The 22,432-nt window shown below is 62.5% G+C and carries 18 protein-coding genes; 13 read left to right on the top strand and 5 right to left on the bottom strand.

Annotation, left to right across the window (positions count from 1 at the left end):
* Positions 1 to 3: 3 nt before the first annotated feature.
* From WT60_RS10545 to WT60_RS10500, 10 genes are all read left to right on the top strand, one after another.
* On the top strand, positions 4 to 921 hold the full coding sequence (locus WT60_RS10545; protein ID WP_226383119.1) for a sugar ABC transporter permease: 918 nt from the start codon (positions 4 to 6) through the stop codon (positions 919 to 921).
* Positions 922 to 923: 2 nt separating this feature from the next.
* Complete coding sequence (locus tag WT60_RS10540) at positions 924 to 1,754, top strand: carbohydrate ABC transporter permease (RefSeq protein WP_236860811.1); 831 nt, start codon at positions 924 to 926, stop codon at positions 1,752 to 1,754.
* Positions 1,755 to 1,833: 79 nt separating this feature from the next.
* Complete coding sequence (ugpC, locus tag WT60_RS10535; RefSeq protein ID WP_052144959.1) at positions 1,834 to 3,000, top strand: sn-glycerol-3-phosphate ABC transporter ATP-binding protein UgpC; 1,167 nt, start codon at positions 1,834 to 1,836, stop codon at positions 2,998 to 3,000.
* A gap of 50 nt (positions 3,001 to 3,050) precedes the next feature.
* Positions 3,051 to 3,818, top strand: coding sequence for an SDR family oxidoreductase (locus WT60_RS10530; RefSeq protein ID WP_038742961.1), 768 nt, complete (start codon positions 3,051 to 3,053; stop codon positions 3,816 to 3,818).
* Positions 3,815 to 4,702: an SMP-30/gluconolactonase/LRE family protein gene (locus tag WT60_RS10525; RefSeq protein ID WP_038742959.1), complete on the top strand. Its 888-nt coding sequence runs from the start codon at positions 3,815 to 3,817 to the stop codon at positions 4,700 to 4,702. The genes WT60_RS10530 and WT60_RS10525 overlap by 4 nt, the downstream gene beginning before the upstream one ends.
* Positions 4,695 to 6,482: an IlvD/Edd family dehydratase gene (locus tag WT60_RS10520; RefSeq protein WP_059577535.1), complete on the top strand. Its 1,788-nt coding sequence runs from the start codon at positions 4,695 to 4,697 to the stop codon at positions 6,480 to 6,482. The genes WT60_RS10525 and WT60_RS10520 overlap by 8 nt, the downstream gene beginning before the upstream one ends.
* A 275-nt stretch (positions 6,483 to 6,757) precedes the next feature.
* On the top strand, positions 6,758 to 7,831 hold the full coding sequence (locus tag WT60_RS10515; RefSeq protein ID WP_059647740.1) for a porin: 1,074 nt from the start codon (positions 6,758 to 6,760) through the stop codon (positions 7,829 to 7,831).
* Positions 7,832 to 7,964: 133 nt separating this feature from the next.
* Positions 7,965 to 9,185, top strand: a complete 1,221-nt coding sequence (locus WT60_RS10510) for a fumarylacetoacetate hydrolase family protein (RefSeq protein ID WP_060356058.1) — start codon at positions 7,965 to 7,967, stop codon at positions 9,183 to 9,185.
* On the top strand, positions 9,182 to 10,624 hold the full coding sequence (locus tag WT60_RS10505) for an aldehyde dehydrogenase family protein (protein ID WP_038742956.1): 1,443 nt from the start codon (positions 9,182 to 9,184) through the stop codon (positions 10,622 to 10,624). Before WT60_RS10510 ends, WT60_RS10505 begins: the two co-directional genes overlap by 4 nt.
* A gap of 88 nt (positions 10,625 to 10,712) precedes the next feature.
* Entirely contained in the window at positions 10,713 to 13,118 is a 2,406-nt protein-coding gene (locus WT60_RS10500; protein WP_060356059.1) for a glycoside hydrolase family 3 N-terminal domain-containing protein, read from the top strand.
* Between the two features lie 399 nt (positions 13,119 to 13,517).
* On the opposite strand, the gene WT60_RS10495 is transcribed toward WT60_RS10500, so the two are convergent.
* Both WT60_RS10495 and WT60_RS10490 read right to left on the bottom strand, forming a co-directional pair.
* On the bottom strand, positions 13,518 to 14,768 hold the full coding sequence (locus tag WT60_RS10495) for an ABC transporter substrate-binding protein (protein ID WP_059577526.1): 1,251 nt from the start codon (positions 14,766 to 14,768) through the stop codon (positions 13,518 to 13,520).
* Positions 14,769 to 14,865: 97 nt separating this feature from the next.
* On the bottom strand, positions 14,866 to 17,160 hold the full coding sequence (locus tag WT60_RS10490) for a glycoside hydrolase family 3 C-terminal domain-containing protein (RefSeq protein WP_060356060.1): 2,295 nt from the start codon (positions 17,158 to 17,160) through the stop codon (positions 14,866 to 14,868).
* 213 nt (positions 17,161 to 17,373) lie between these two features.
* Between WT60_RS10490 and WT60_RS10485 the strand changes: the two genes are divergently transcribed.
* Together WT60_RS10485 and WT60_RS10480 are read left to right on the top strand one after the other, a co-directional pair.
* Positions 17,374 to 19,296, top strand: coding sequence for a PAS domain S-box protein (locus WT60_RS10485; RefSeq protein ID WP_145986768.1), 1,923 nt, complete (start codon positions 17,374 to 17,376; stop codon positions 19,294 to 19,296).
* Positions 19,293 to 19,937 (top strand): response regulator transcription factor, encoded by a 645-nt coding sequence (locus WT60_RS10480; RefSeq protein WP_038742946.1) that lies wholly within the window; start codon positions 19,293 to 19,295, stop codon positions 19,935 to 19,937. The genes WT60_RS10485 and WT60_RS10480 overlap by 4 nt, the downstream gene beginning before the upstream one ends.
* A gap of 463 nt (positions 19,938 to 20,400) precedes the next feature.
* Here the strand turns inward: WT60_RS10480 and WT60_RS10475 are convergent, their stop codons facing one another.
* From WT60_RS10475 to WT60_RS10465, 3 genes are read right to left on the bottom strand one after another with little or no spacing between them, the layout of a single operon-like run.
* Entirely contained in the window at positions 20,401 to 20,688 is a 288-nt protein-coding gene (locus tag WT60_RS10475) for a hypothetical protein (protein ID WP_226377225.1), read from the bottom strand.
* A 2-nt stretch (positions 20,689 to 20,690) separates the two neighbouring features.
* Entirely contained in the window at positions 20,691 to 20,951 is a 261-nt protein-coding gene (locus tag WT60_RS10470; RefSeq protein ID WP_038742942.1) for a hypothetical protein, read from the bottom strand.
* Entirely contained in the window at positions 20,948 to 21,430 is a 483-nt protein-coding gene (locus WT60_RS10465; RefSeq protein ID WP_059577520.1) for a DUF2778 domain-containing protein, read from the bottom strand. The genes WT60_RS10470 and WT60_RS10465 overlap by 4 nt, the downstream gene beginning before the upstream one ends.
* 178 nt (positions 21,431 to 21,608) lie before the next feature.
* Here WT60_RS10465 and WT60_RS10460 point away from each other — a divergent pair.
* Positions 21,609 to 22,426 (top strand): IS5 family transposase gene (locus WT60_RS10460; RefSeq protein ID WP_100185225.1). Its coding sequence is split into 2 segments (ribosomal slippage): positions 21,609 to 21,957 and positions 21,957 to 22,426, totalling 819 coding nucleotides; the frame shifts between segments, so codons are not numbered across the junction.
* Positions 22,427 to 22,432: the final 6 nt, after the last annotated feature.

Genomic DNA, 22,432 nt, shown 5'->3' with positions numbered 1-22,432 from the left:
GCTTTGGATGCGACATTTGCCGTCGAGCCGATGAGGCGGCCCCGGACATCATCGCAGTGGTTGGCCACGGTGTGTCTGCTCGCGCCATCAATGATGTTGCTGGCAGTGTTCCTGCTCTATCCGCTCGTCTCCAGTTTCGAACTTTCGTTGTTCGACTGGAATGGGCTCGGCAGCGACACGCATTACGTGGCATTGGCCAATTGGATGCGACTCGCACATGATTCGGTCTTCTGGAAGGCGCTGTACAACAATCTGCTGCTCGCATTGTTTTCCGTGCTCATTCAATTGCCGATCGCGCTTGCGCTCGCGGTCCTGCTGGATATGGCGGGGAAGGGGTCGAGAATTCTCAAGATCCTGTATTTCCTGCCGCTGCTGATGTCCAGCGTCGCAATCGGCGTGCTGTTCAAGAACGTCTATGACCCGAACTTCGGCCCGTTGAACGCGGCGTTCCACGGATTGGGATGGGACTCGCTCGCTCAGGACTGGCTGGGGGACACGCGCTTTTCGTTGGCCTCCACGATCGCCGTGATTTGTTGGCAGAACGTTCCGTTCTACATGATCCTGTTTCTCGCCGGCCTGTCTTCCTTTTCGCCTGAGCTGAGCGAGGCTGCGCGGCTGGACGGCGCTTCCGAGTCGACAATCTTCTGGCGTATCAAGTTGCCGCATCTGCAAGGCACGATCCGGACCGCGATGCTCCTGTCCGTGCTGGGCTCCTTGCGTTACTTCGACCTGATATTCGTCATGACGGGCGGCGGGCCGGAAAGCTCATCCGAGCTGATGGCAACCTATATGTACCGGACGGTATTCAGTTCATTCCAGCTCGGTTACGGCAGCACGATCGCTTCCGCGATGTTCGTGATCGTGGCGCTGGTTGCCGCGATCGCATTGCGCACGACGCGACGCTATTCACACGAGGTCTAATCGTGCTCAATCACTCACGCAAGGGCCGTTCGATGATTTTCCTGCTCGCGCTCATATGGTTGGCCGTCACCACCTCGCCGTTCATATTCGTGATGCTCACGAGTCTCAAGTCGCAAGAGGAAACCTATTCGACGTCGGTGTGGGCGCTGCCCGCGCGGTTCGACTTATCGAACTACACGGAGGTGCTTCACGGCGCTTTCCTGATCTACCTTCGCAATAGTGTCTTCGTGGTCGGCGTGTCCGTGATCTTCATCGCCCTGCTCAGTTCGATGGCCGCGTACGTATTCGCCAGGATCAAGTTTCGCTTCAACCGGCCGCTCTTCGGCGTTGTCGTCGCGGCGATGATCGTACCACTTCACGCCACCCTGGTGCCCATCTACCTGCTGATCAGGAACATCGGCCTGTACGACACGTCGCTGGCGCTGGTGGGACCCTACGTGGCGCTCAGCCTGCCCATCTCCATATTCATTTTGACCGAGTTCATGAAGCAGATACCGCATGAGCTGGAGGAGGCCGCGCAGCTCGACGGCTGCGGGCGGTTCACGATCTTCTGGCGAATCTATTTCCCGCTGTCGACACCAGGCCTAGCCACGGTTGCAATCTACAACGCCGTTGCGTTGTGGAATGAATTCATCTTTGCCTATGTGCTGACATCGACGCCGGACCATCGAACGCTCCCGCTCGCCGTGTGGGATTTTCAGGGGCAGTATTCGTCGAATGTCCCGGCAATGCTTTCCGTCGTCACGCTCACATCTCTTCCGTTGATCGCGGCGTATGCCTTCGGACAGGAGCGGATCATCAAAGGGATGATGGCGGGCTCCGTGAAAGGGTAGCAACGACAGCAGGCATGACCCGAACGACCGCCCCCGTCCCGGGTGCGGGATCGCATCCTGACTTCAAGTTGAGTGGATCATGGCAAGCATCAGTCTCGCAAGCATTCATAAAGCGTACGGCAACAATCCCCCCGTCATTCGCGACATCAACCTCGAGGTTGGCACGAACGAATTCTGCGTGTTTCTCGGGCCGTCCGGATGCGGAAAATCGACTCTGCTGCGGATGATCGCGGGCCTCGAAACGATCACCGGCGGCGAGATGCGGATCGACGGGAAGTTGGTCAACGCAGTGCATCCGTCCCAGCGGCGCGTTGCCATGGTTTTTCAAAACTATGCGCTCTATCCGCACATGAGCGTCTACGAGAACATGGCCTTTGGCCTGCGGCAAGCCAAGCTGAATTCGGCCGCGATCGACAGGAAGGTCCGCGAGGCCGCAGCGTCGCTGCAACTCGATAAGCTGCTGGAGCGCAAGCCGGCGGCACTGTCCGGCGGGCAGCGGCAGCGTGTCGCCATCGGGCGGGCCATCGTTCGGGAGCCGGGAGTGTTTCTCTTCGACGAGCCGTTGTCGAACCTCGACGCCGCGCTGCGCGTCCAGACGCGCATCGAGATCGCACGCCTTCATAAAGCTTTTAACCAGGCGAGCGCCGTCTACGTCACGCACGATCAGACCGAGGCTATGGCGCTGGCGGACAAGATCGTGCTGTTGCGTGCGGGTGCGGACGTGGAGCGCCACGGCAGCATTGCGCAGATCGGCTCGCCGCTGGATTTGTACCATCGGCCGGGAAGCCGGTTCGTCGCGGAGTTCATCGGCTCGCCGAGGATGAATATCGTGCGAGGCCGGATTGCCGCTGTCGATGCGGGCGGCGTGACGGTTTGCCTGCTCGGCGGCGAAGTATTGCGTGCATCCGTGAGCGGAGCCAACGCGCACGTCGGAATGGAGGTGACCTTGGGCATGCGTCCCGAGCATCTCGTCATTACGGACGGCGACACCCGCAGTCAAATCATCCGCGCAAGGACGCGTCGGGTCGAGCGCTTCGGCGAATGCACGTATCTGCACGCAAGTATTGGCCAGAACGGCGACGCTAATGTGATCGCGAAGCTCAGCGGCGACGTCGATCTGGCGGGCGGGCAACCGATCACATTGACGGCTTCTCCCCATTTCTGTCATGTCTTTGATGACGAGGGCCTCGCATTGCGGCGCCTCGACGTCGGCCGCGCGCGCGATTACCCGCTGCGATCGGCATGATCTCGCCCATTTCCGCCACTCGCCAACCCATCGATACAACTGAAACGATCATGTCCCACACAATCTATCCCAGCCTTGCGGGGAAGGCCGTCGTCGTCACCGGAGGGGGAAGCGGCATCGGCGCCGCGATGGTGGAGGCGTTCGTGAGGCAACGCGCGCGAGTGTTCTTTCTGGACATCGCACAAGAGGAGTCCAGCGCACTCGAGGCTACGCACCGCCGGGCCGAATGCCCGCCGACGTTCGTCTCGTGCGATCTGCGGGACGTCGGCGCCATCGGGCGCGCGTTCGAACGGGTCGTAGCGGGCGCCGGTCCCGTCGACGTGTTGATCAATAATGCGGCAAACGATAATCGGAACACCGTCGAATCCGTTACAAGCAGCGACTGGGACCAACGGCTCGCCGTCAACCTCAAGCATCATTTTTTTTGCTCGCAGGCCGTGACGAATGGCATGCGTGAAGCCGGCGGCGGATCGATCGTCAATCTCGGATCGATCTCGTGGCATCTCGCGTTGAAAGACCTGTCCATCTACATGACCGCCAAGGCCGGCATCGAAGGCCTGACTCGCGGGCTTGCCCGCGATCTCGGACCATATGGCATCCGGGTCAACTGCATTGTGCCGGGAGCGGTGCGTACCCCTCGACAGATGAAGCTCTGGCAATCTCCGGAAAGCGAAGCGAAGATCATCGAAGGGCAATGTCTGCCGCTGCGGATAGAGCCGGAGCACGTGGCCAACATGGCATTGTTCCTCGCCTCCAGCGATTCCGCCCGTTGCTCGGGGCGGGCATATTTCGTGGATGCGGGTTGGTACGGCGCATGAAGACAACCGCACCGATCTGCATTTGGGATGTCGCCGCGGAGCTCGGCGAAGGTCCGATCTGGAGCGACGCCGAGCGCTCGGTTTACTTCGTCGATATCAAGAGCCAGCGGGTGCATCGCCTGAATGTCGACAGCCGGCAGGCGAGTTCGTGGGCGGCGCCCGCGCAACCGGGATTTCTCGCTCCGCTGGCCGACGGCGGGCTGGCGTCGGGCCTCGAGGACGGCATCTATCGATTCGACACGATCACCGGGGCATTCCTCAAGATCATCGACGTCGAATCGAACATCCCGGGGAACCGGCTGAACGACGGTTATGTCGATCGGCGGGGGCGGCTGTGGTTTGGTTCAATGGATGACAGCGAGCGACAGGCGCGAGGCACGTTGTACCGCGTCCAGCCCAATGGCAGGCCAATTGCCTGCGATACAGGCTACGTCATCACCAACGGCCCAGCCGTCAGCCCCGACGGCCGCGTGATGTATCACGCCGATACGCTGAATCGCGTCATCTATGCGTTTGACGTCGATGAGGAGGGAATGCTCGCGCGCAAGCGCCGATTCGTCTCCATATCGGGAGGCGGATATCCGGACGGCATGGCAGTGGACGCGAACGGATTCGTATGGGTCGCCCTCTTCGGCGGGGCCCGAATCGAACGATTTTCGCCGGATGGCGCGCTGACCGACCAGATACATTTCCCTTGCGACAACGTCACCAAGCTGGTTTTCGGCGGAGACGATTTACGAACGGTGTATGTGACGACCGCCCGGAAAGGATTGTCGAACACCGCTTTACAACGGCAGCCGCATGCGGGCGGGCTCTTCGAGTTTCGAGCGGACGTGCCTGGCCAGCCGCAGGCATTTTGCACGGAGGGATTCTGCAATGAGTGAGAAGAGCCGCGCCCGGGGAAGCTTCCGTTCGCAGGACTGGTTTGCCAACGCGGATCGCATCGACATGACGGCGTTGTATCTCGAGCGATTCATGAATTACGGCATGACGCCGGCTGAATTGCGCTCGGGCAAACCGATCATCGGCATCGCGCAGTCGGGCAGTGACATCAGTCCCTGCAACCGCATTCACCTTGAACTTGCCAGGCGGGTTCGCGACGGCATTCGAGATGCCGGCGGGATACCGCTCGAGTTTCCCGTCCATCCGGTATTCGAAAACTGCCGCCGCCCGACGGCTGCGCTCGATCGAAATTTGGCCTACCTCGGATTGGTGGAGATTTTGCATGGATACCCCATTGACGCCGTTGTGCTGACCACCGGTTGCGACAAGACCACGCCGTCGCAGATCATGGCGGCCAGCACCGTGGACATCCCCGCCATCGTGCTGTCCGGCGGCCCGATGCTCGACGGCTGGTATGGCGGCGAACCGGCCGGCTCGGGGGCGAGCATCTGGAAGGGCCGCAGGCGATTGGCCGCAGGTGAGATCGATCGTGAGGAATTTCTACGGATCGCCACGGCTTCCGCACCGTCCGCGGGGCATTGCAACACGATGGGGACCGCGCTCACGATGAATTCTCTGGCTGAAGCGCTCGGGTTGTCGCTGACCGGCAGCGCGACCATCCCGGCGCCTTATCGCGAGCGCGCACAGGTCGCATACGAAACCGGACGTCGTATCGTCGCATTGGCGTACGACGATCAACGGCCATCGACGATTCTGACTCGCGACGCCTTTCTGGACGCGATCGCAGTGAACGCCGCGATCGGCGGATCGACGAATGCCCAACCCCACATCATGGCGATGGCGCGCCATGCGGGCGTCACATTGTCGCCGGACGACTGGAAGGCCTACGGTTACGATGTGCCGCTCCTCGCGAACGTGCAGCCCGCGGGCAAATATTTGGGGGAGCGCTTCCATCGCGCGGGCGGCGTTCCGGCCGTGATGTGGGAGATGATGCAAGCCGGCCGGCTGAGAGTGGATCGTCCTACTGTCACAGGACGCACCATGCGCGAGAACCTCACAGGACGGGAGAGCGTCGACCGGGAGGCGATCGCGCGGTTCACCGCTCCGCTGATGGAGCGCGCGGGTTTCCTGGTGCTCCGAGGCAACCTGTTCGATTTCGCCATCATGAAGACGAGCGTCATTTCCGACGAGTTCAGGCAACGCTATTTGGCGACGCCGGGAAGCGAGAACGTGTTCGAGTGCCGCGCCGTGGTATTCGAAGATTCGGACGACTATCACGCTCGAATCAACGACCCGGCACTGGGCATCGACGAGCGAACCATTCTCGTGATTCGCGGCGCCGGGCCGGTGGGCTGGCCCGGTTCGGCGGAGGTCGTGAATATGCAGCCTCCCGACGCGCTCATCCGGCACGGCGTGACCAGTTTGCCGACGCTCGGCGACGGGCGTCAGTCCGGCACATCCGATAGTCCTTCGATCCTCAATGCATCGCCGGAAAGCGCGGTGGGTGGAGGACTCTCGCTGCTGCGAACCGGCGATGTCGTTCGCATCGACCTGAATGCCGGAACGTGCGACATGCTGGTGTCCGAATCCGAGCGCCAGCGTCGCCGCACGGAGGAAGGCGCGCCGCCGGTGAGGCCGAATCAGACGCCGTGGCAGGAGATCTATCGCTCGACTGTCGGCCAATTGGAGCACGGCGCATGCATGGAGTTGGCCGTCAAGTATCGCGGCGTTGCTCACACGCCTGCTCGGCACAATCACTGAACATCGCCATGAGTTGACTGAACTCCTCCGCTGTCTTGCCGGCGGCGCCTGATCGCCCTATCGGGCGATGCGCCAGCAACCGCTGAGCCAGCGAAGTCACCGGTCCGATTCCTGTCCGGAAGAACCGAGCAGCGGGAAGTTCGACTTCATGAAGGCTTCACGCCAATATATTTTGCATAACTAAATGATCTGTTTGCGCCAGGAATCGGGCGCCTGACAAATGGTGTTGCATCCACAAAAGGACCGAATAAGGTAGATGGAGGGTTTGGAGCATGATGAGGAAGGCGTGTTTGATAGCCGGTTTTGCCGTGGGTGCAGCACCGGCGTATGCCGAAAGCGGCCTCACGTTGTACGGTCGCATTGATACGGGAATCGAATACATGAACGCGGTCACGAATCCGCACGGCGGTCAAAGTTCGCGCTTCCGTGCCGAGAGTGGAGACTGGGGGACCAGCCTGTGGGGATTGACCGGCAAGGAAGATATTGGCGCGAACACCGACATTGTCTTCAAACTCGAAAACAGCTTCAACGCCATGAATGGACAATTCAGCGCTCCGAACTCGATATGGACGCGGTGGGCAGCGATCGGTTTAGATAACCCGCGTTACGGGAGATTGCAGGTAGGCCGCCAGTTATTCATTTCATATGGAACGTGGGACTTCGACCCGTTCATCATGTCATCGTGGTCGTCGGCTTCGTTGGTGCGCGGAAGGAGCTGGCCGATTTCGAGCAACAACATCTCGTATCAGTCGCCCGCGTTTCATGGGTTTGATTTCGCGGCCCAGTACGCACTATCGAACGCGACGAACTGGAATGGAAACGGCACGACGGCTCAGGGGCGGCAAGGCGGTTTTCAGATCACCTATACCGCGCCGCTCTTCCAGATCCGGGGCACATATGACGAGGTGAGAAATCCCGCGAACGGCGCGCTCGACGATGTCTTTCAGTATTCCAAAGAGTATTTCGTGGGCGCCAACGTGTTTCTGGCTCCGTTCAAGCTGCAGGCGGTGTGGCTGTCGTCGCACGCCGGCCAGGTCGCGCCGGGCGCTCCGTCGGTGACCAACCAGATATGGGGTGGCGTGTCATGGCAGGTTGACGCGCAGGCGTCGTTGATCGCGGCGATCTACCACGTGAATGCGAATCACGGCAACGGTAACGCAACGATGTACACGCTGGGCGGCACATACAACCTGTCGAAGCGGACATTGCTTGATTTTCAGATGGCCACGGTCAGAAACAGCAAGACGGGAACGTTCGGCTTGGAAGCGAATCTGCCGGGCAGTTCGACGAGCCCGTTACCGGGGCAGGCGCAAACCGGTGTTTATGCCGGTATTCAGCACACGTTCTAAATATCGTTTGGCGAGCGCGATGCCGGTAGGACGTCGTTCCTCCGGATGTGCGGAAACGGCTTTGGTGCGACGCGATGGGCGCTTCATCGTCGAATGCACGATGAACTTTTGAGAGAGTTCGGTGAGATCAGATATGAACGAGACAAATTTGCCGATCGATTTGTGCGATGCCTTGCTCGTCGGACGCGTGTGGCGAAGCGCACCCGTTGACGGTCCGGCGGTCGTAACGGTCAGAGACGGATGTGTTGTCGATATCACCCGGTTCGGACCTACGACGTCGGATCTCTTCGAGCGTCCCGATATTCTGGAGATCGTCCGTTACGGCGAGGGCGAGTTCCTGGGCTCGATCGACGACATTCTGAAGGACGCTCTTGATCCGGGCGCGGTTTCGCCGGCGAGGCTCCTGGCTCCGTGCGACGTGCAAGCCATTAAAGCGTGCGGCGTGACATTCGCGGTTAGCCTGCTGGAGCGCGTGATCGAAGAGAGTGCGCGAGGAGACGCAAAAAATTCTCATGAGATGCGACGGGCGATCACGACGCTTATCGGGGCCGATCTGTCGGAGATCAAGCCGGGGTCCGAGGCCGCTGCGAAGCTGAAAGAGGCGTTGCTGCAAAACGGCGCGTGGTCTCAGTACATGGAGGTCGGCATCGGCCCGGACGCCGAGGTCTTCACAAAATCGCAGCCGATGGCTTCGGTCGGGTTCGGCGCCGATGTCGGACTTCATCCGATGTCGAGCTGGAACAACCCTGAGCCGGAAATCGTCCTTGCAGTCAATAGTGCGGGAAGGGCCGTTGGCGCGACGCTGGGGAACGACGTCAATTTGCGCGACATCGAGGGGCGATCCGCGTTGCTGCTCGGCAAGGCGAAGGACAACAACGGATCGTGTGCGATCGGTCCGTTCGTGCGCCTGTTCGACGAGAAGTTCACGCTCGACAGCGTGAGAGCAGCAAGCGTTTGTCTTCGCATCGAGGGCGCCGACGACGGTTTCGTCCTCGAAGGGAAGAGCCACATGCGCGAGATCAGCCGCGATCCGCTGGACCTCGTCGCACAAACGTACGGTCGCCATCATCAGTATCCGGACGGCTTCATGCTGTTTCTGGGAACGATGTTCTCACCGATCCAGGATCGCGATATTCGCGACGAAGGGTTTACGCATCACGCCGGCGACGTCGTCACGATTTCGACGCCGTCCATCGGCTCGCTGATCAATACCGTTCGGCTGTCTACCGAAATTTCGCCGTGGACGTTCGGCGTGCGCGCGCTCTACGGCAATCTCGCGCGAAGAGGATACGTCGGTGCGGCGAGCAAATCGCCGAAGCCGATTGTCGCGGCAACCTCGAGGACGAAACAATGAGACAGTTCACTCATTTCATCAACGGCAAGTGGATTCCGGGCCGCCACTTCTTGCCGAACATCAATCCGTCGGACACGGCGGACGTCGTCGGTCACGTGGCTCAGGCCGACGAGGAAGAGACGCAGTGGGCGATCGACGCCGCATGTCGCGCGTTCGATCGCTGGAGCGTATCGACGCCGCAGCAGCGCTTCGATGTGCTGGATAGAACAGGGAACGCCATTCTCGAACGCAAGGACGAGTTGGGCGACCTGCTCGCCAGGGAAGAAGGGAAAACGCTTGCCGAGGCGATCGGAGAAGTGACGCGCGCCGCTCAGGTGTTCAAGTTCTTTGCGGGCGAGGCACTCCGGCTCAACGGCGACGTCTTGCCTTCCGTTCGAGCCGGATTGACGGTTGAAGTGACGCGCGAGCCGCTGGGCGTGATCGGCCTGATTACGCCATGGAATTTTCCGATTGCGATACCCGCCTGGAAGATTGCGCCGGCGCTCGCCTACGGAAATTGCGTTGTCCTCAAGCCGGCGGCGCAGGCGCCCGCGAGTGCGTGGGAACTGATCGGGATGATCGAGAAAGCGGGCGCGCCGCCCGGCGTCGTCAACCTGGTCATGGGGCCCGGCTCGGTGGTCGGCGCGGCGCTCGTGAAGTCGCCGCTGGTGGCCGCAGTGAGTTTCACAGGTTCGGTCGCCACCGGCCGCGATATCGGAAGAGCGTGTTTCGACTCGGGAAAACGCATCCAGTTGGAGATGGGGGGAAAGAATCCCATGGTCGTTCTGGACGATGCGGATCTCGATATCGCAATCGAGGCCAGCCTGAACGGCGCTTTTTTTTCTGCCGGCCAGCGCTGCACGGCATCGAGCCGCCTGATCGTGACCGCGGGCATTCACGATCGCTTCGTGGCAGGGCTGACTGAACGGGTCCGTGCGCTGAAAGTAGGGGACGCGAGGCAGCCGGGCACACAGATCGGGCCGGTCGTGGACGCCGTTCAACTACGGCAGGTCGAAGCGTATCTCGATGTCGCCCGCGGCGAGGGCGCGGAAATTCACGGCGGAGAACGCGTGACCTGCCTGACGGACGGGCATTTTCTGGCGCCCGCGCTCGTCACCGGCACGACCAATTCAATGCGGATCAATCGCGAAGAGGTGTTCGGTCCTGTCGCGACGATCATCAGGGCCGCCGACTATCAAGACGCCCTGGCGATCGCGAACGATACGGAATTCGGTTTGTCCGCGGGAATCTGCACGACCTCGCTGACATACTCGACACACTTCCGGCGGCACGCTCAGGCAGGGATGGTGATGGTCAACACGCCCACCGCCGGAGTCGACTATCACGTGCCGTTCGGCGGCCGCAAGGGCTCGAGCTACGGTCCGCGCGAGCAGGGCGCCTATGCGCGCGAGTTCTACACCACCATTAAAACGGCCTACATCAATCCTGGCGATCTTTAATGCGGTTCGCCTTGCTTGCTGCGATTGAATCGGAGCGAGCGCGGGCGACGCGTCACGTCAGATCCTGAATATTCTCCTGAAAGTTCTTATGTCGATCGATCACGCAACAGACTCCGCCCTTTATCGCAATCCGAATGCGCCAATCCGGGAGCGCGTCGCCGACCTGCTTGCAAGAATGCATCTGGACGAAAAGATTGCCCAGTTGCATGCCGGTTGGCTGGAACTGTCATCCGACGGGAAACATACCTGGCGAATCGCGGATTTTGCTCAGCGCCAGACCGGCATTACGGTCGATACGCTGCTCGCACACGGCCTCGGGCAGATCACCCGGCCGCTCGGGACCCATGCGGTCGACGCCCGCGAAGGTGTCCGGGCGCTCAACGAACTGCAACGCCGGATGGTCGAGGATACCCGATTGGGTATCCCGGTAATGTCTCACGAGGAATGCCTGGTCGGCCTCATGATCGACGGCGCCACCTTGTTTCCCTCGCCGCTGAACTACGCCGCCACCTGGAACCCGGGGCTGATCGAGGCGGTCGGCCGAGAAATCGGCCTGCAAGCGCGTTCGATCGGCTGCCACCAGGGGCTCGCGCCGGTGCTGGATGTGTCGCGTGATCCGCGATGGGGACGCACGGAGGAGACGTTCGGCGAAGATCCCTATCTGGTGGGCGTGCTGGCTTGTCATTACGTCAAGGGACTGCAGGGCGAGCGACGGGATCTGCTCGCCACGCTCAAGCACTTTGCCGGGCATTCGGCGAGCGAGGGCGGGCGCAATCACGCCCCCGTGCGCATCGGACCGAGGGAATTCAACGATATCTTCATGCTTCCGTTCGAGATGGCGGTCAAGCTGGCCGACGCGGGGTCCGTCATGCCCGCCTATCACGATATCGACGGCATTCCCTGTCATGCGGATCAGGCATTGATCGAAGGCACGCTGCGCCGTCGATGGGGATTCGACGGACTGGTTGTTGCCGATTATGCCGGGGTCAATCTGCTCCTCACCCATCACGGCGTCGCGCAAGACGAGGCGAAAGCCGCGGCATTGGCGTTCAATGCCGGGCTCGATGTCGAACTTCCCGGCCACGAGTGCGCGTTGCACTTGAAAACCGCGATCGAACGCGGCGATATCGAGTTGGAGGCGATCGATGCCGCGGTGTCGCGAGTGTTGACCGAAAAATTCCGGCTGGGGCTTTTTGAGCGCCCTTATGCGGACCCCGACGGCGTGAACGTGAGCGGCGGCGACGCCACGGCGCTCGCGCGGCAAGCCGCGCTCGAATCCATTGTCCTGCTGAAGAACGACGGCACTTTGCCGGTTCGTGCAGCGCAGGAGCATCGTGTGGCGGTCATTGGGCCGACTGCCGACGATCCTCTCGCGCTGCTCGCCGGCTATAGCTTCCCGGTCCATCTGATCACGACCGGCAAGGATGCGCGATCGCCCGTGAAAACCCCGCTGCAGGCTTTCAGGGAACGATTCGCCGCCGATCGCGTCGTCTACGCGAAGGGGTGCGAGATTATTCAGGAGCGGCGCGCGGGCACGCCGGTGTTTCCAGGCGACGTGGATATGGCGCGCGCGCTCGATGAGAATCGGCAGGCTCCAATCAGCCGCGACCTCCGACAGATCGATTCCGCTGTCGCCGCGGCACGATCGGCGGCGGTCGCGTTCGTGTTTGTCGGCGACCTCGCAGGGCTGTTCCAGTCCGGCACCGTTGGGGAGGGCTCGGATACCGATAGCCTCGAACTGCCGGGCGTGCAGCAGACGCTGCTCGAGGCCGTCGTCGCGAGCGGCACGCCGACGGTCGTCGTGCAGACAGGGGGACGCCCCTACAACCTTGGAGGGCTGGAGGAGGTGGTGGCCGCACATATCGTCGCCTTTGCACCGGGTGAGGGCGGAGCGGATGCGATCGCCGAGCTGATTTCCGGCGCGGCCGACTTTAGCGGCCGCCTGCCGTTGTCGATTCCCAAAAGCGCGGGCGCGGTGCCCTACGTGTACAACCACAAACTGAAGAGCGCAGGCACGCCTGTCGCCTACCATTTCGGCTCGCGCTATCCGTTTGGATTCGGTTTGGGGTATACGCGGTTTCGCTACGGGGCGCTTGATTTGATCGACAGCCACGCCGATGTGGCCAGCGGGGTATTCGAGTTTGTCTTCGAGATAGAAAACGTCGGCCAGCGGGATGGAACAGACGTCGCTCAGATTTACGTCCGTGACCGTATTGCATCGGTCGTGCGCCCGGTGCGCGAACTCAAGGGATTCCAGCGCGTTTTCGTGCCGGCGGGCGGGCGCAGAACCGTACGGGTCCGATTGCCGGTCGACATGCTCAACTTTACCGACGAGCGTGGCGAGCGCGTCGTGGAACCCGGGGAGTTCGATCTGATGATCGGCAGTTCCAGCCGCGATATCCATCTGTTCGGCACGCTGACCGTATCGGGACAGGAAGTGCGCACGCTTGGCCGCAATTGGCGCATGCTTTGCGACGTCAGCGTATTCGAATGAGCGGCGACGATGACGTCGAGAGCGCGATACCGGCTTCGGCCAACCGTTCGGCATGGCGAATAGAGACGTATCGCGCCCCGCGGATGCCCTCGCAAATGTCGACCGTAACGGCCGAAACGCCGGGGGGCGGTAATTTCGCGGGCGCTCTGCCGCGCGAGGCGGAAGACTCGACGGTCAAAAGCGTATCGATGCCGCGTCGGCCGGGACGTGTCATGGATCGGCGCGGCAGTCCGGACAATCGGACGGCCGCGCCGGCGAGCAAGCGAAACGTGGCGCGCCATGGCGCCTTGCCGTCGCCGGCGCGCATCGACAGGCCTCGAGCAGTCCCCTTTGCATCTCAAGGTTTCACTGACGACGCCCAGTCGCGAGCAAGATCGCAACTGGGGCGCCGACACTCGTTTACTTCGTCTTCGCAGCCTTCGCAAGCGCTTGAACCGCGCGCTTCGAATCCTGGTTCGAGTTCATGAACGTGGTGACGACGTCGGTGATTGCGCCGGCGATCGCATCCGATTGAGCCATGCTGCCCGAAAGCGACGGCACGTACCCGTTGCCGGCGATCGCTGTTTGTTCGTCCGCGTAGGACTTCCTGGCGCAGTCGTCGAATTTCGCCATCGGCGCGCCAAGCCGCACCGGAATCGAGCCCTTGTACAGGCTGAACTGTTCCTGAAACGCCGGAGACATGATCGTCTTCGCGAGTGCGAGCTGGCCGGGCGTCGCTTCCTTTTGGCCCGGCTGCTGGAAGAACACGAACGCATCGACGTTGAACGTGTACGCCTTGTCCGTGCCCGGCACCGCCGCGCAAATGTAGTCGCTGCCCGGCTTTTTGTTCGCGCCGGCGAATTCGCCTTTCGCCCAGTCGCCCATGAACTGCATGCCGGCCTTGCCGTTGACGACCATCGCCGTCGCGAGATTCCAGTCACGGCTGGCGCGGCCGCGATCGAAGTACGATTGAATCCTGCGCACCGTGTCGAATACTTGGACCATCTTGTCGGACGTGAGCGTCTTTGGATCAAGATCGACGATCGCCTTCCTGTAAAAGTCCGCGCCCTGCGAGAGCACCACGCCTTCCCACAGCGTCACGTCCTGCCACGGCTGGCCGCCCATCGCAACCGGAACGATGCCCGCGGCCTTCATCTTGTCGGCCACGGCGAAGAATTCCGGCCATGTGGTCGGCACTTTACCGCCTGCCTTGTCGAGCGCGGCCTTGTTGATGTACAGCCAATTCACGCGATGCACCGAGAAGGGCGCCGCGACGTAATGGCCGTTGGCGCGGATGATCTTGTCGATCTGCGGCGGAAGGTTCTTCTTCCAGTCTCCGGCGGCCGAATCGATCGGCGCGAGCACGCCTTGCTCGGCCCACTCCTGAATCAGCGGGCCTTTGATTTGCGCGGCCGCCGGCGCGTTGCCCGAGATCACCTGGGTCTTGAGCACGGTCATCGCGGAGGCGCCCGCGCCGCCCGCGACCGCGAAGTCTTTCCACGCGTAGCCTTGCTTCTGCATGTCGCTCTTGAGGACGCCAACGGCCTTCGATTCGCCGCCCGACGTCCACCAGTGCAGCACCGACACGGCTTCGGCGGCCTGCACCGATGCCGCTGCGCCAGACAAGAGGCCTGCGGCGCACAGGCCGCCCATGAATTTGCCGACTTTCATTCTTATCTCCCCCAGACACCTGATCGAAAAAGGAACGCTTCCCTGACGCCGCCAGAGTGCGTCGAAAAATCAAAACGTGTAAATCGCCGATCTCGGGCTACGCCGACGCGATGCGCAAAATCTCGTCGAGCCGAGCCTCGCTCAATCGCCCTTTCGAGAACGCCGGCACCTTGTTGATGGGCATTTCGTCGACGAACGCGCGGGTCGCCATGCGCGCCTTGCGCGCCGCGGTGATCTGCTCCCGCGTCATGTCGGCGGACGATGCCTCGGGCGCCGGCTCGACCAGTTCGGCGAATCCGAGCGCGCGCGCGAATTCTTCGTACACCGCCGGCATCCGGCTGAAATCCTGCACCAGCGACTGCCGCGTGAGCGTCCTCGCCAACGGGCGCGCCCGCACGTGGAGGGTCGCCTGCAGCGGCAGATCGCGTGACGATCCTCCCACGCGCACATCGAACTCGCCCGGGTTCACCGACCATGCTTGCGCTTGCGGATCGTAGTGCGCGAAGTCGCGGCGGCCGAGCGCGAAGCGCAGCGTCCTTTCCTCGCCGGGCGCGAGCATGACCTTGTCGAACGCGCGCAGTTCGTTGACAGGCCCCGGGTGCGCGGGTGCGCGCTCGTGCACATAGAGCTGCACGACCTCTTGCCCCGCAACAGCGCCGACGTTCCTGACCGTCACATCGACGGCGATCGAGCCGCCTGCATCGGCATCGAAGGCGGCCGTGCCGCTTTCGATGCGGGTATACGCAAACTCCGTATAGCTCAGGCCGAAGCCGAACGGGAACAGCGGTTCGATATCCCGAATGTCGTAGTGCCGGTAGCCAACGAAGAGCCCCTCTCCATAAAGCGCATGGCCGCAATGGCTCGGGAAGGCCGGAAAGGCCGGCGTCTGCTCGATGCAAACCGGAAAGGTCTCGCTGAGCTTGCCCGACGGATTGACGCGTCCCGTGAGCACGTCCGCCAGCGCGCCACCGCCGGCTTGCCCGCCGAGCCAGCCCTCGACCACGCCCTTGACGCCGTCGATCCACGGCATTGTGACGGCGGAACCGTTCAGCAGCACGACCACGATGTTCGGCTGCGCTATCGCTACGGCTTCGATCAGTCGCACGTGGCCGGGCGGCATGTCGATCGAGCGGCGGTCAAAGCCTTCCGATTCGTAACTATCGGGCAAGCCGACGAAGACGATCGCCACGTCCGCCGACGCGGCTTTGTTCACCGCGTCGGCGAGCAGCGCGTCGTCGGTGTCGCCCTCGGCGTCGCAGCCTGCCGCGTGCAACAGTCTGTCCGCGCCGAGCAAGGTGGCGAACTCGTCGAAGGCGTTCGTCACGCGGATCGGGTTGACCTGCGAACTACCCGCGCCCTGATACCGCGGCGCCTTCGCAAAATCGCCGATCAGCGCGACTTTCTGGCGGGCGCGCAGCGGCAACACGCCATCTTCGTTCTTCAACAGCACGATCGACTCGCCGCCGACTTGCCGAGCGAGGGCGTGATGCGCGTCGGCGTCGAAGGCGAAGGCGGGCTTCTTCGCGGCGGTCGCCTTCAGCGCCACGGCCACGAGTTCGGTCGCGGCGCGCTCGAGCGTCTCGTTCGACAAGCGTCCGTCACGCACGGCCGCGATGATCCGGTTGCGGTTGTAATCGCCGCTGCCCGGCATCTCCAGGTTCGTGCCTGCCGCCACGCTGCTCGCGCGGTCGTTGATTCCGCCCCAGTCCGACACGACGAAGCCTTCGAAGCCCCACTCGTCGCGCAAGATATCCGTCAGCAATTCGCGATGCTCCGATGCATAAACGCCGTTGACCGGGTTATAAGCGCTCATCACGGACCACGGCTGCGCCTCGCGCACCGCGATCTCGAAGGCCTGCAGGTACGTCTCGCGCAGCGTCCGTTCGTCGATGTCGGAGCTTGTCGCCATGCGTTGCGTTTCCTGGCTGTTCACCGCGAAGTGCTTGAGCGACGTGCCGACGCCTTCGCCCTGCACGCCATCGATGTACGCGACTGCCATGCGGCCCGACAGCAACGGGTCTTCCGAGAAGTATTCGAAGTTGCGGCCGCCGAGCGGCGAGCGTTTGATGTTGACGCCGGGGCCGAGCAGGATCTGCACATCGGCTGCCTGCGCCTCGCGTCCGAGCGCCGCGCCGACCTCACGGATCAGGCTGGTATTCCAGGTCGCGGCCAGCGCGGTCGCGGTCGGAAAACAGGTGGCCGGCACGCTGTCGCCGAAAAGGCCCTGCAGTCTGCGCAGACCGTGCGGCCCGTCCGAACAGGTGATCGCGGGCAGCCCGAGGCGCTCGACGGCGTGCGTTCGCCACCAGCCGTCGCCGGAGAGGAGCCGCGCTCGCTCCTCGATCGTCATGCGCGATACCAGGCCGGCGGCCTCGTGCAGCGTGTTGTCCATCGTGGTTCCTCCAGTCGGCGTTCGATTATCGAAGACAGCGTGTAACCCGCCCACGGACGGATTGCGTTCACTGACGAGCGCATTCTAGAAGTCGCCGGGTGAGGGCGTTGTAAGGGAAGTCGGACATCGCGCTGCTCGATTACCCTATGCGAAGTGGAATCGGCTATGCTCGAACGGCCCTCATCGAGACCCTAACGTGAAGGACCGCAGCGCGTGGCAACCCGTCAAACAGCGGCCCCGGTGGCCGATCCCGCCAGTTCGAAAACCTCGTCCGCGAATGCCGAGCCGTGGGGCACGACCAAACTGTGGTATCGGCAGGTCGAGGAAGACGGCCTCGATCGCGTCGGCGAGGCGCGCGCGGCGGCGCTCGCGGTCGCCAACAGCGGCCGCGCATGGCGTTTCCTGCGCGATATGCCGCTTGGCCTCGTGCTCTATGACGATCAGTTCCGCATCGTCTATCAGAACCTCGCAAGTGAGGTGATGACGGGTTACCCCTCGTCCGATTTTGCCGGTCAGTCGCCGATCGGCCTCTGGATTCCGGAGAGTCAGCGCACCGTCATCGGAGAAATTCTGCGCCGCATGCGCGAAGAGCGCGTTGCGCTGCATGGCCGCGCCGTGCACGTGCGGCGCGACGGGCGCCTTTCCTGGGTCCAGTGGCACACGACGCCGCTCTTCGACGGCGACTGCTTCATCGGCTATCTCGGCACGCATAGCGAACTGAGCGAGGCGGTGCGCGCCGCCAAGCATCAGGCCGAATTGCTGATCGATGCGGCGGTCGATATCGCGATGGTCCAGCTCTCGCCCCAGGGCCGCATACTGAGTTGGAACCGCAACGCCGCCGCACTGTTCGATTCCCATGCGAAAGAGGCGCTGGGCTTACCGTTCGAGATGCTGTTTTCGTCGGATGGCGCCGAGTGCGGCGTGAGCGCATCGCTGCTCGCCCGCGCCCGTGACGGAGACCGCACCGAATACGAAGGCTGGCTCGGACGTACGCGCGAGACGCGGTTCTGGGGCCACTTGCGGCTCTACCCGCAGCGTGACGACGACGATGTCGTCTACGCGCTCGTGATGGTGGCGCGCGACCTGAGCGAACGCCGGCGCGCCGAACAGCAGGTGCGCGAGAGCGAAGCGCTGCTTTCGGCGATCGTGTCGGCGGCAAGCGACGTCATTCTCGGTATTGACGACGCCGACCGCGTCATCCTCTGCAACCCTGCGGCCGAACGTGTCTTCGGCCGCAGCGCCGCCCAGTTGAAGGACGGTCCGCTGCCCGACATCCTTCCGCGCGGCGACGGCCTGCGATCGCTTGTCGATGCGAGGCGAACCTTGTCGGGCGTAGGTCACGACGGGCGCATGCAGCACCTCGAAGTCTCCGCGACGCGCACGAGCGTCGAAGGCCGGAGCTTCATCACGCTCGTTGCACGAGACGTCACCGAGCGCGTCGAGTCCGAGCAGGCTGTCGAGCGCTATCGTGAGCAATTGTCCGCGTTGACGCGCGACCTGATGGACGCCGAGCAGAAGACCAACCGCCGTCTCGCGCAATTGCTGCACGACCAATTCGGCCAGACGCTCACCTCGCTGCGCATCTTCGTCGACGCCGTGCGCGCGCGTCTGCCCGCGAGCGACGACGCTATCGTGCAGAACGGCTGGTCGCAGATCTCGTCGCTCATCGATCGCGGCATGCGCGAAGTGCGCGAAGTGCTGGTTGAATTGCGGCCGGCGCTATTGCAAGAGCAGGGCCTTGCGGTAGCGCTCGACAACGAAGTGCAGGCGCAGGCGGCAAAGCATCCGGAAGTGCGCGTGACGCTCGATGCCGCCGACGAACTCGCCGAGCGCCGCTGGGCACCCGATGTCGAATATGCGGTCTTCATGGTGGCGCGCGAGGCCATTGCCAATGCGCTGCTGCATTCGCGCGGCGGCCATGTCGCGGTCAGGCTGGATGCACGGGGCATGCCCGGGCTGGTCCTGAGCGTGCACGACGACGGCCGCGGCCTCGGGCCCGCCGAACGTGCGCACAAGCCCGGCCATCTCGGGCTGGTGGGCATGCGCGAGCGCGCGCTGGGAATCGGTGCGCAACTTGTCGTGAGCTCTAGCACCGGACGGCGCGGCACGACGATCGAGTTGAGGTACGCGCCATGAACCAGACCATCTATCTGGTCGACGATCACGCTGTGCTGAGAGACGGACTGCGCGCGCTGCTCGAACCTGCCGGATACCGGGTCGTGGGCGAGGGCTGGATTCCGCAGGCAGTGCTTCGAGACATCATGCGCGCGCCGCCCGACGTGGTACTGCTCGACCTGTCGCTCGGCGAGCATTCCGGCCTCGAACTGCTCGGCGAGATGCACCGCCGCAAGCTGCCGTCGCGCGTGCTGGTGCTGAGCATGCTCTCGCAGCCGCGCCAGGTGCTCGACGCCGTGAGGATGGGCGCGATGGGCTACGTACTCAAGGGATCAAAGGGCGGCGAGGTCATCGAGGCGCTGCGCAACGTGGTTGCGGGCCGCCACTACTGGAGCGCCCAGATCGCCTCCGCCGCGGCGAAGGCGCTCTCGTCGGCGGCGGCGCCGGAGCCTGCGGTGGCGCTCTCGCTGCGCGAGCGTCAGGTGCTCAATTTGGTGGTTCGGGGCCGCACGAGCGCCAGCATCGCGGAGTCGTTGCACCTGTCGGTCAAGACTGTGGAGACGTATCGCCTGCGCCTGATGCGCAAGCTCGGCGTCAGCGATATCACTGGTCTCATGCGGCTTGCCTTCAAGGAAGGGATGCTCGACACGGAAGGCAACTGATGGATTCTCTTGGGGTGGCGGGGATTGAAATTCGGCTCTCAAGTTCCGGGCACAGTTTGACGAGACCGTCGCCTTCAAATCGCCCAGCGTCGGCAGAGGGCGATCTTCCGCGAACGCTACCTGGATGGGCGGCGCGTTCTCATGCTCGCGTCCAGCACGCGGCAATGCGCACCAGTTCGACAGCGCAGGCGTCGTCGAGCACGTAGTCGATCCGCGCAGCCGCTCTCAGATCGGCAGCGTTCGTTCAGGCGTTGATCGAGCCCGAACCGCCGACAACCTTGCCACGCGAGCAGCAGAGCTTGCGGCCGTCGAGCTGCGCCTCGGGCTCGCTGATAGGTGGCTCCGTCGTGGGGAACCGGCGAGCGTATCGAGGTCCAAAGCACGGCATTTCTAAATGGCTAGAACGCGACGTTTCTATAAAGCTACTACAGCAATATTGTTGATAATTGATATTATGTCAATTTTAGCACGTAGACTGACCGCGACGATTCGGGCAATCAAAGCAGCCCGGTCCCTGACAATCGCGCGCCCGGCAACAGCGTAGCAAGCCCAAAATCATTTCCTTCGACACGCCTGCCATGAGCAGGCGTTTTTTATGCTCGGCAATCTTGTAATACACGCGCCGTCGCTTCGCGTCATGGATTCCGCGCCGAGTGTTGCGGATCACCCAGTAGAGATTCCTGATATCCCGAGCCACATCGGCCAGTTCTTGGGCCGACAGATACGGCCGTTCCAGCAATTCAAGCTGCATCTTCAATTTCCACCACTCGGACGCCGGAACAGCCGATTCGCGCCACATACAACCGCAACCGCCACAATCAGCGACGCCAGGAACGACGAGGCCAGATAAACATCCTCGACGCCCTCGTCGCCGTACGCACCGAAGAGCCCCGCAAAACGAACCAAGGCATTTGTAGCCCACGGCGCGAACTGGATCGACCCGGCCACCTTGGCGAGCGCCAGCGTAACCGCCAGCGTCGCCACCACGTTAAACACGATTCGAGACGCTTTCATCGAACATCGACCGTACCGTATGCACGACCGGCGAAACCGGGCACGCTGATCATGGGCGTTGCCTTGAGGGCGGCTCGCAGCTTCACGAAGTCCTGCAGATTCACCAGAGTGACACAGCCTTCACTCAAGCCCCTAGGCCCGTTCGGATGAAGGCGGAAGCTCCCTCGCCTCACGCCGTTGATGAAGGTCCAATCGTCAATTTGGCCGTCCGCACGATACAGCGCAAACCAAGTCGTCCGATCGGTTTCGTAGAAGTGCTCCAAAACGAAATCGCGTATGCTGCCCAAACGCCCACCCGACTCTCTATCGACGATGTAATAGCGTCCAGGCGGCAACGGACCGACATCCTTTTTGGCAATTGCCGCCGGATTATCTCGCCCCTCGCTCGTTCCCGAAAATGCAGGAAAAGCACCAACGCCCGGGCACTGAAGCGTCGAGAATTTCTGATTATTAAGTGCAAACGTGCAAGAAATCGGCATGAGAACCCCCGCTTGTCGGTCGGGCGCAAGCTACCAAATTGTCATACATTTGACAAACTAGCAAGCCTGACAGGTTCCCTGCTGATACTTAGAGACGGTTTCAAAAAGGGCCCCTGGGGCTGTTAACTTTCGCGGCGAGCTGTTAACCTCAGGCATCGGAACAACCGAGACCGAGGAGATGGCCAAGCCGATCATCGACGACGAATTGTGGACACTGATCGAACCGCTGCTGCCGCGACCCAAGCCGCGGCGCGAGAAGAACCCAGGGCGCCTGCCGGTTTCGAATCGCGCTGCGTTGACTGGCATCCTGTTTGTCCTCAAGACCGGACTGCGCTGGCGCGACCTGCCTGCCGAGATGGGTTGCGGCTCGGGCGTGACATGTTGGCGACGGTTACGCGACTGGCAGGCCGCCGGCGTATGGGATCGCTTGCACGAGCTGCTTCTTGCGAAGCTGCGAGCAGCAGACCAGATCGACTTCTCTCGAGCTGCGATCGATTCATCCTCGATCCGTGCCGTTGGGGCGGGCCAAAAACTGGGCCAAACCCTACCGATCGTGCGCGACCCGGTTCCAAGCACCACATCGTCACCGACGCCAACGGCACCCCGCTCGCCGCGATCCTGACCGGCGCGAACGTCAACGACGTCACGCAGTTGCTGCCGCTGATCGACGCGATTCCGCCGATTCGTGGATTGCGTGGCCACCCATTGCAGAGACCGCGTGTGGTCTACGCCGATCGCGGTTACGACTCCGAGCGACATCGACGCGCGTTGCGCGATCGCGGTATCGAGCCCGTGATCGCCAAGCGCCGTACCGAACATGGCAGCGGCCTTGGCAAATATCGCTGGGTCGTCGAGCGCACGCATGCCTGGCTGCATCACTTCCGTCGCCTCCGTATTCGTTTCGAGCGCCGTGCTGACATTCACGGCGCGTTCCTCAAACTCGGTTGCTGCCTGATCTGCTGGAATACCCTCCGGCGCGCCCAGCAGCCTTTATGAAACCGT

The organism is Burkholderia sp. MSMB617WGS (assembly GCF_001532025.2).
Taxonomy (GTDB): domain Bacteria; phylum Pseudomonadota; class Gammaproteobacteria; order Burkholderiales; family Burkholderiaceae; genus Burkholderia; species Burkholderia savannae.
The sequence above is the reverse complement of the archived record's forward strand: the minus strand, read 5'-3'. Positions and strand labels throughout refer to the sequence as shown.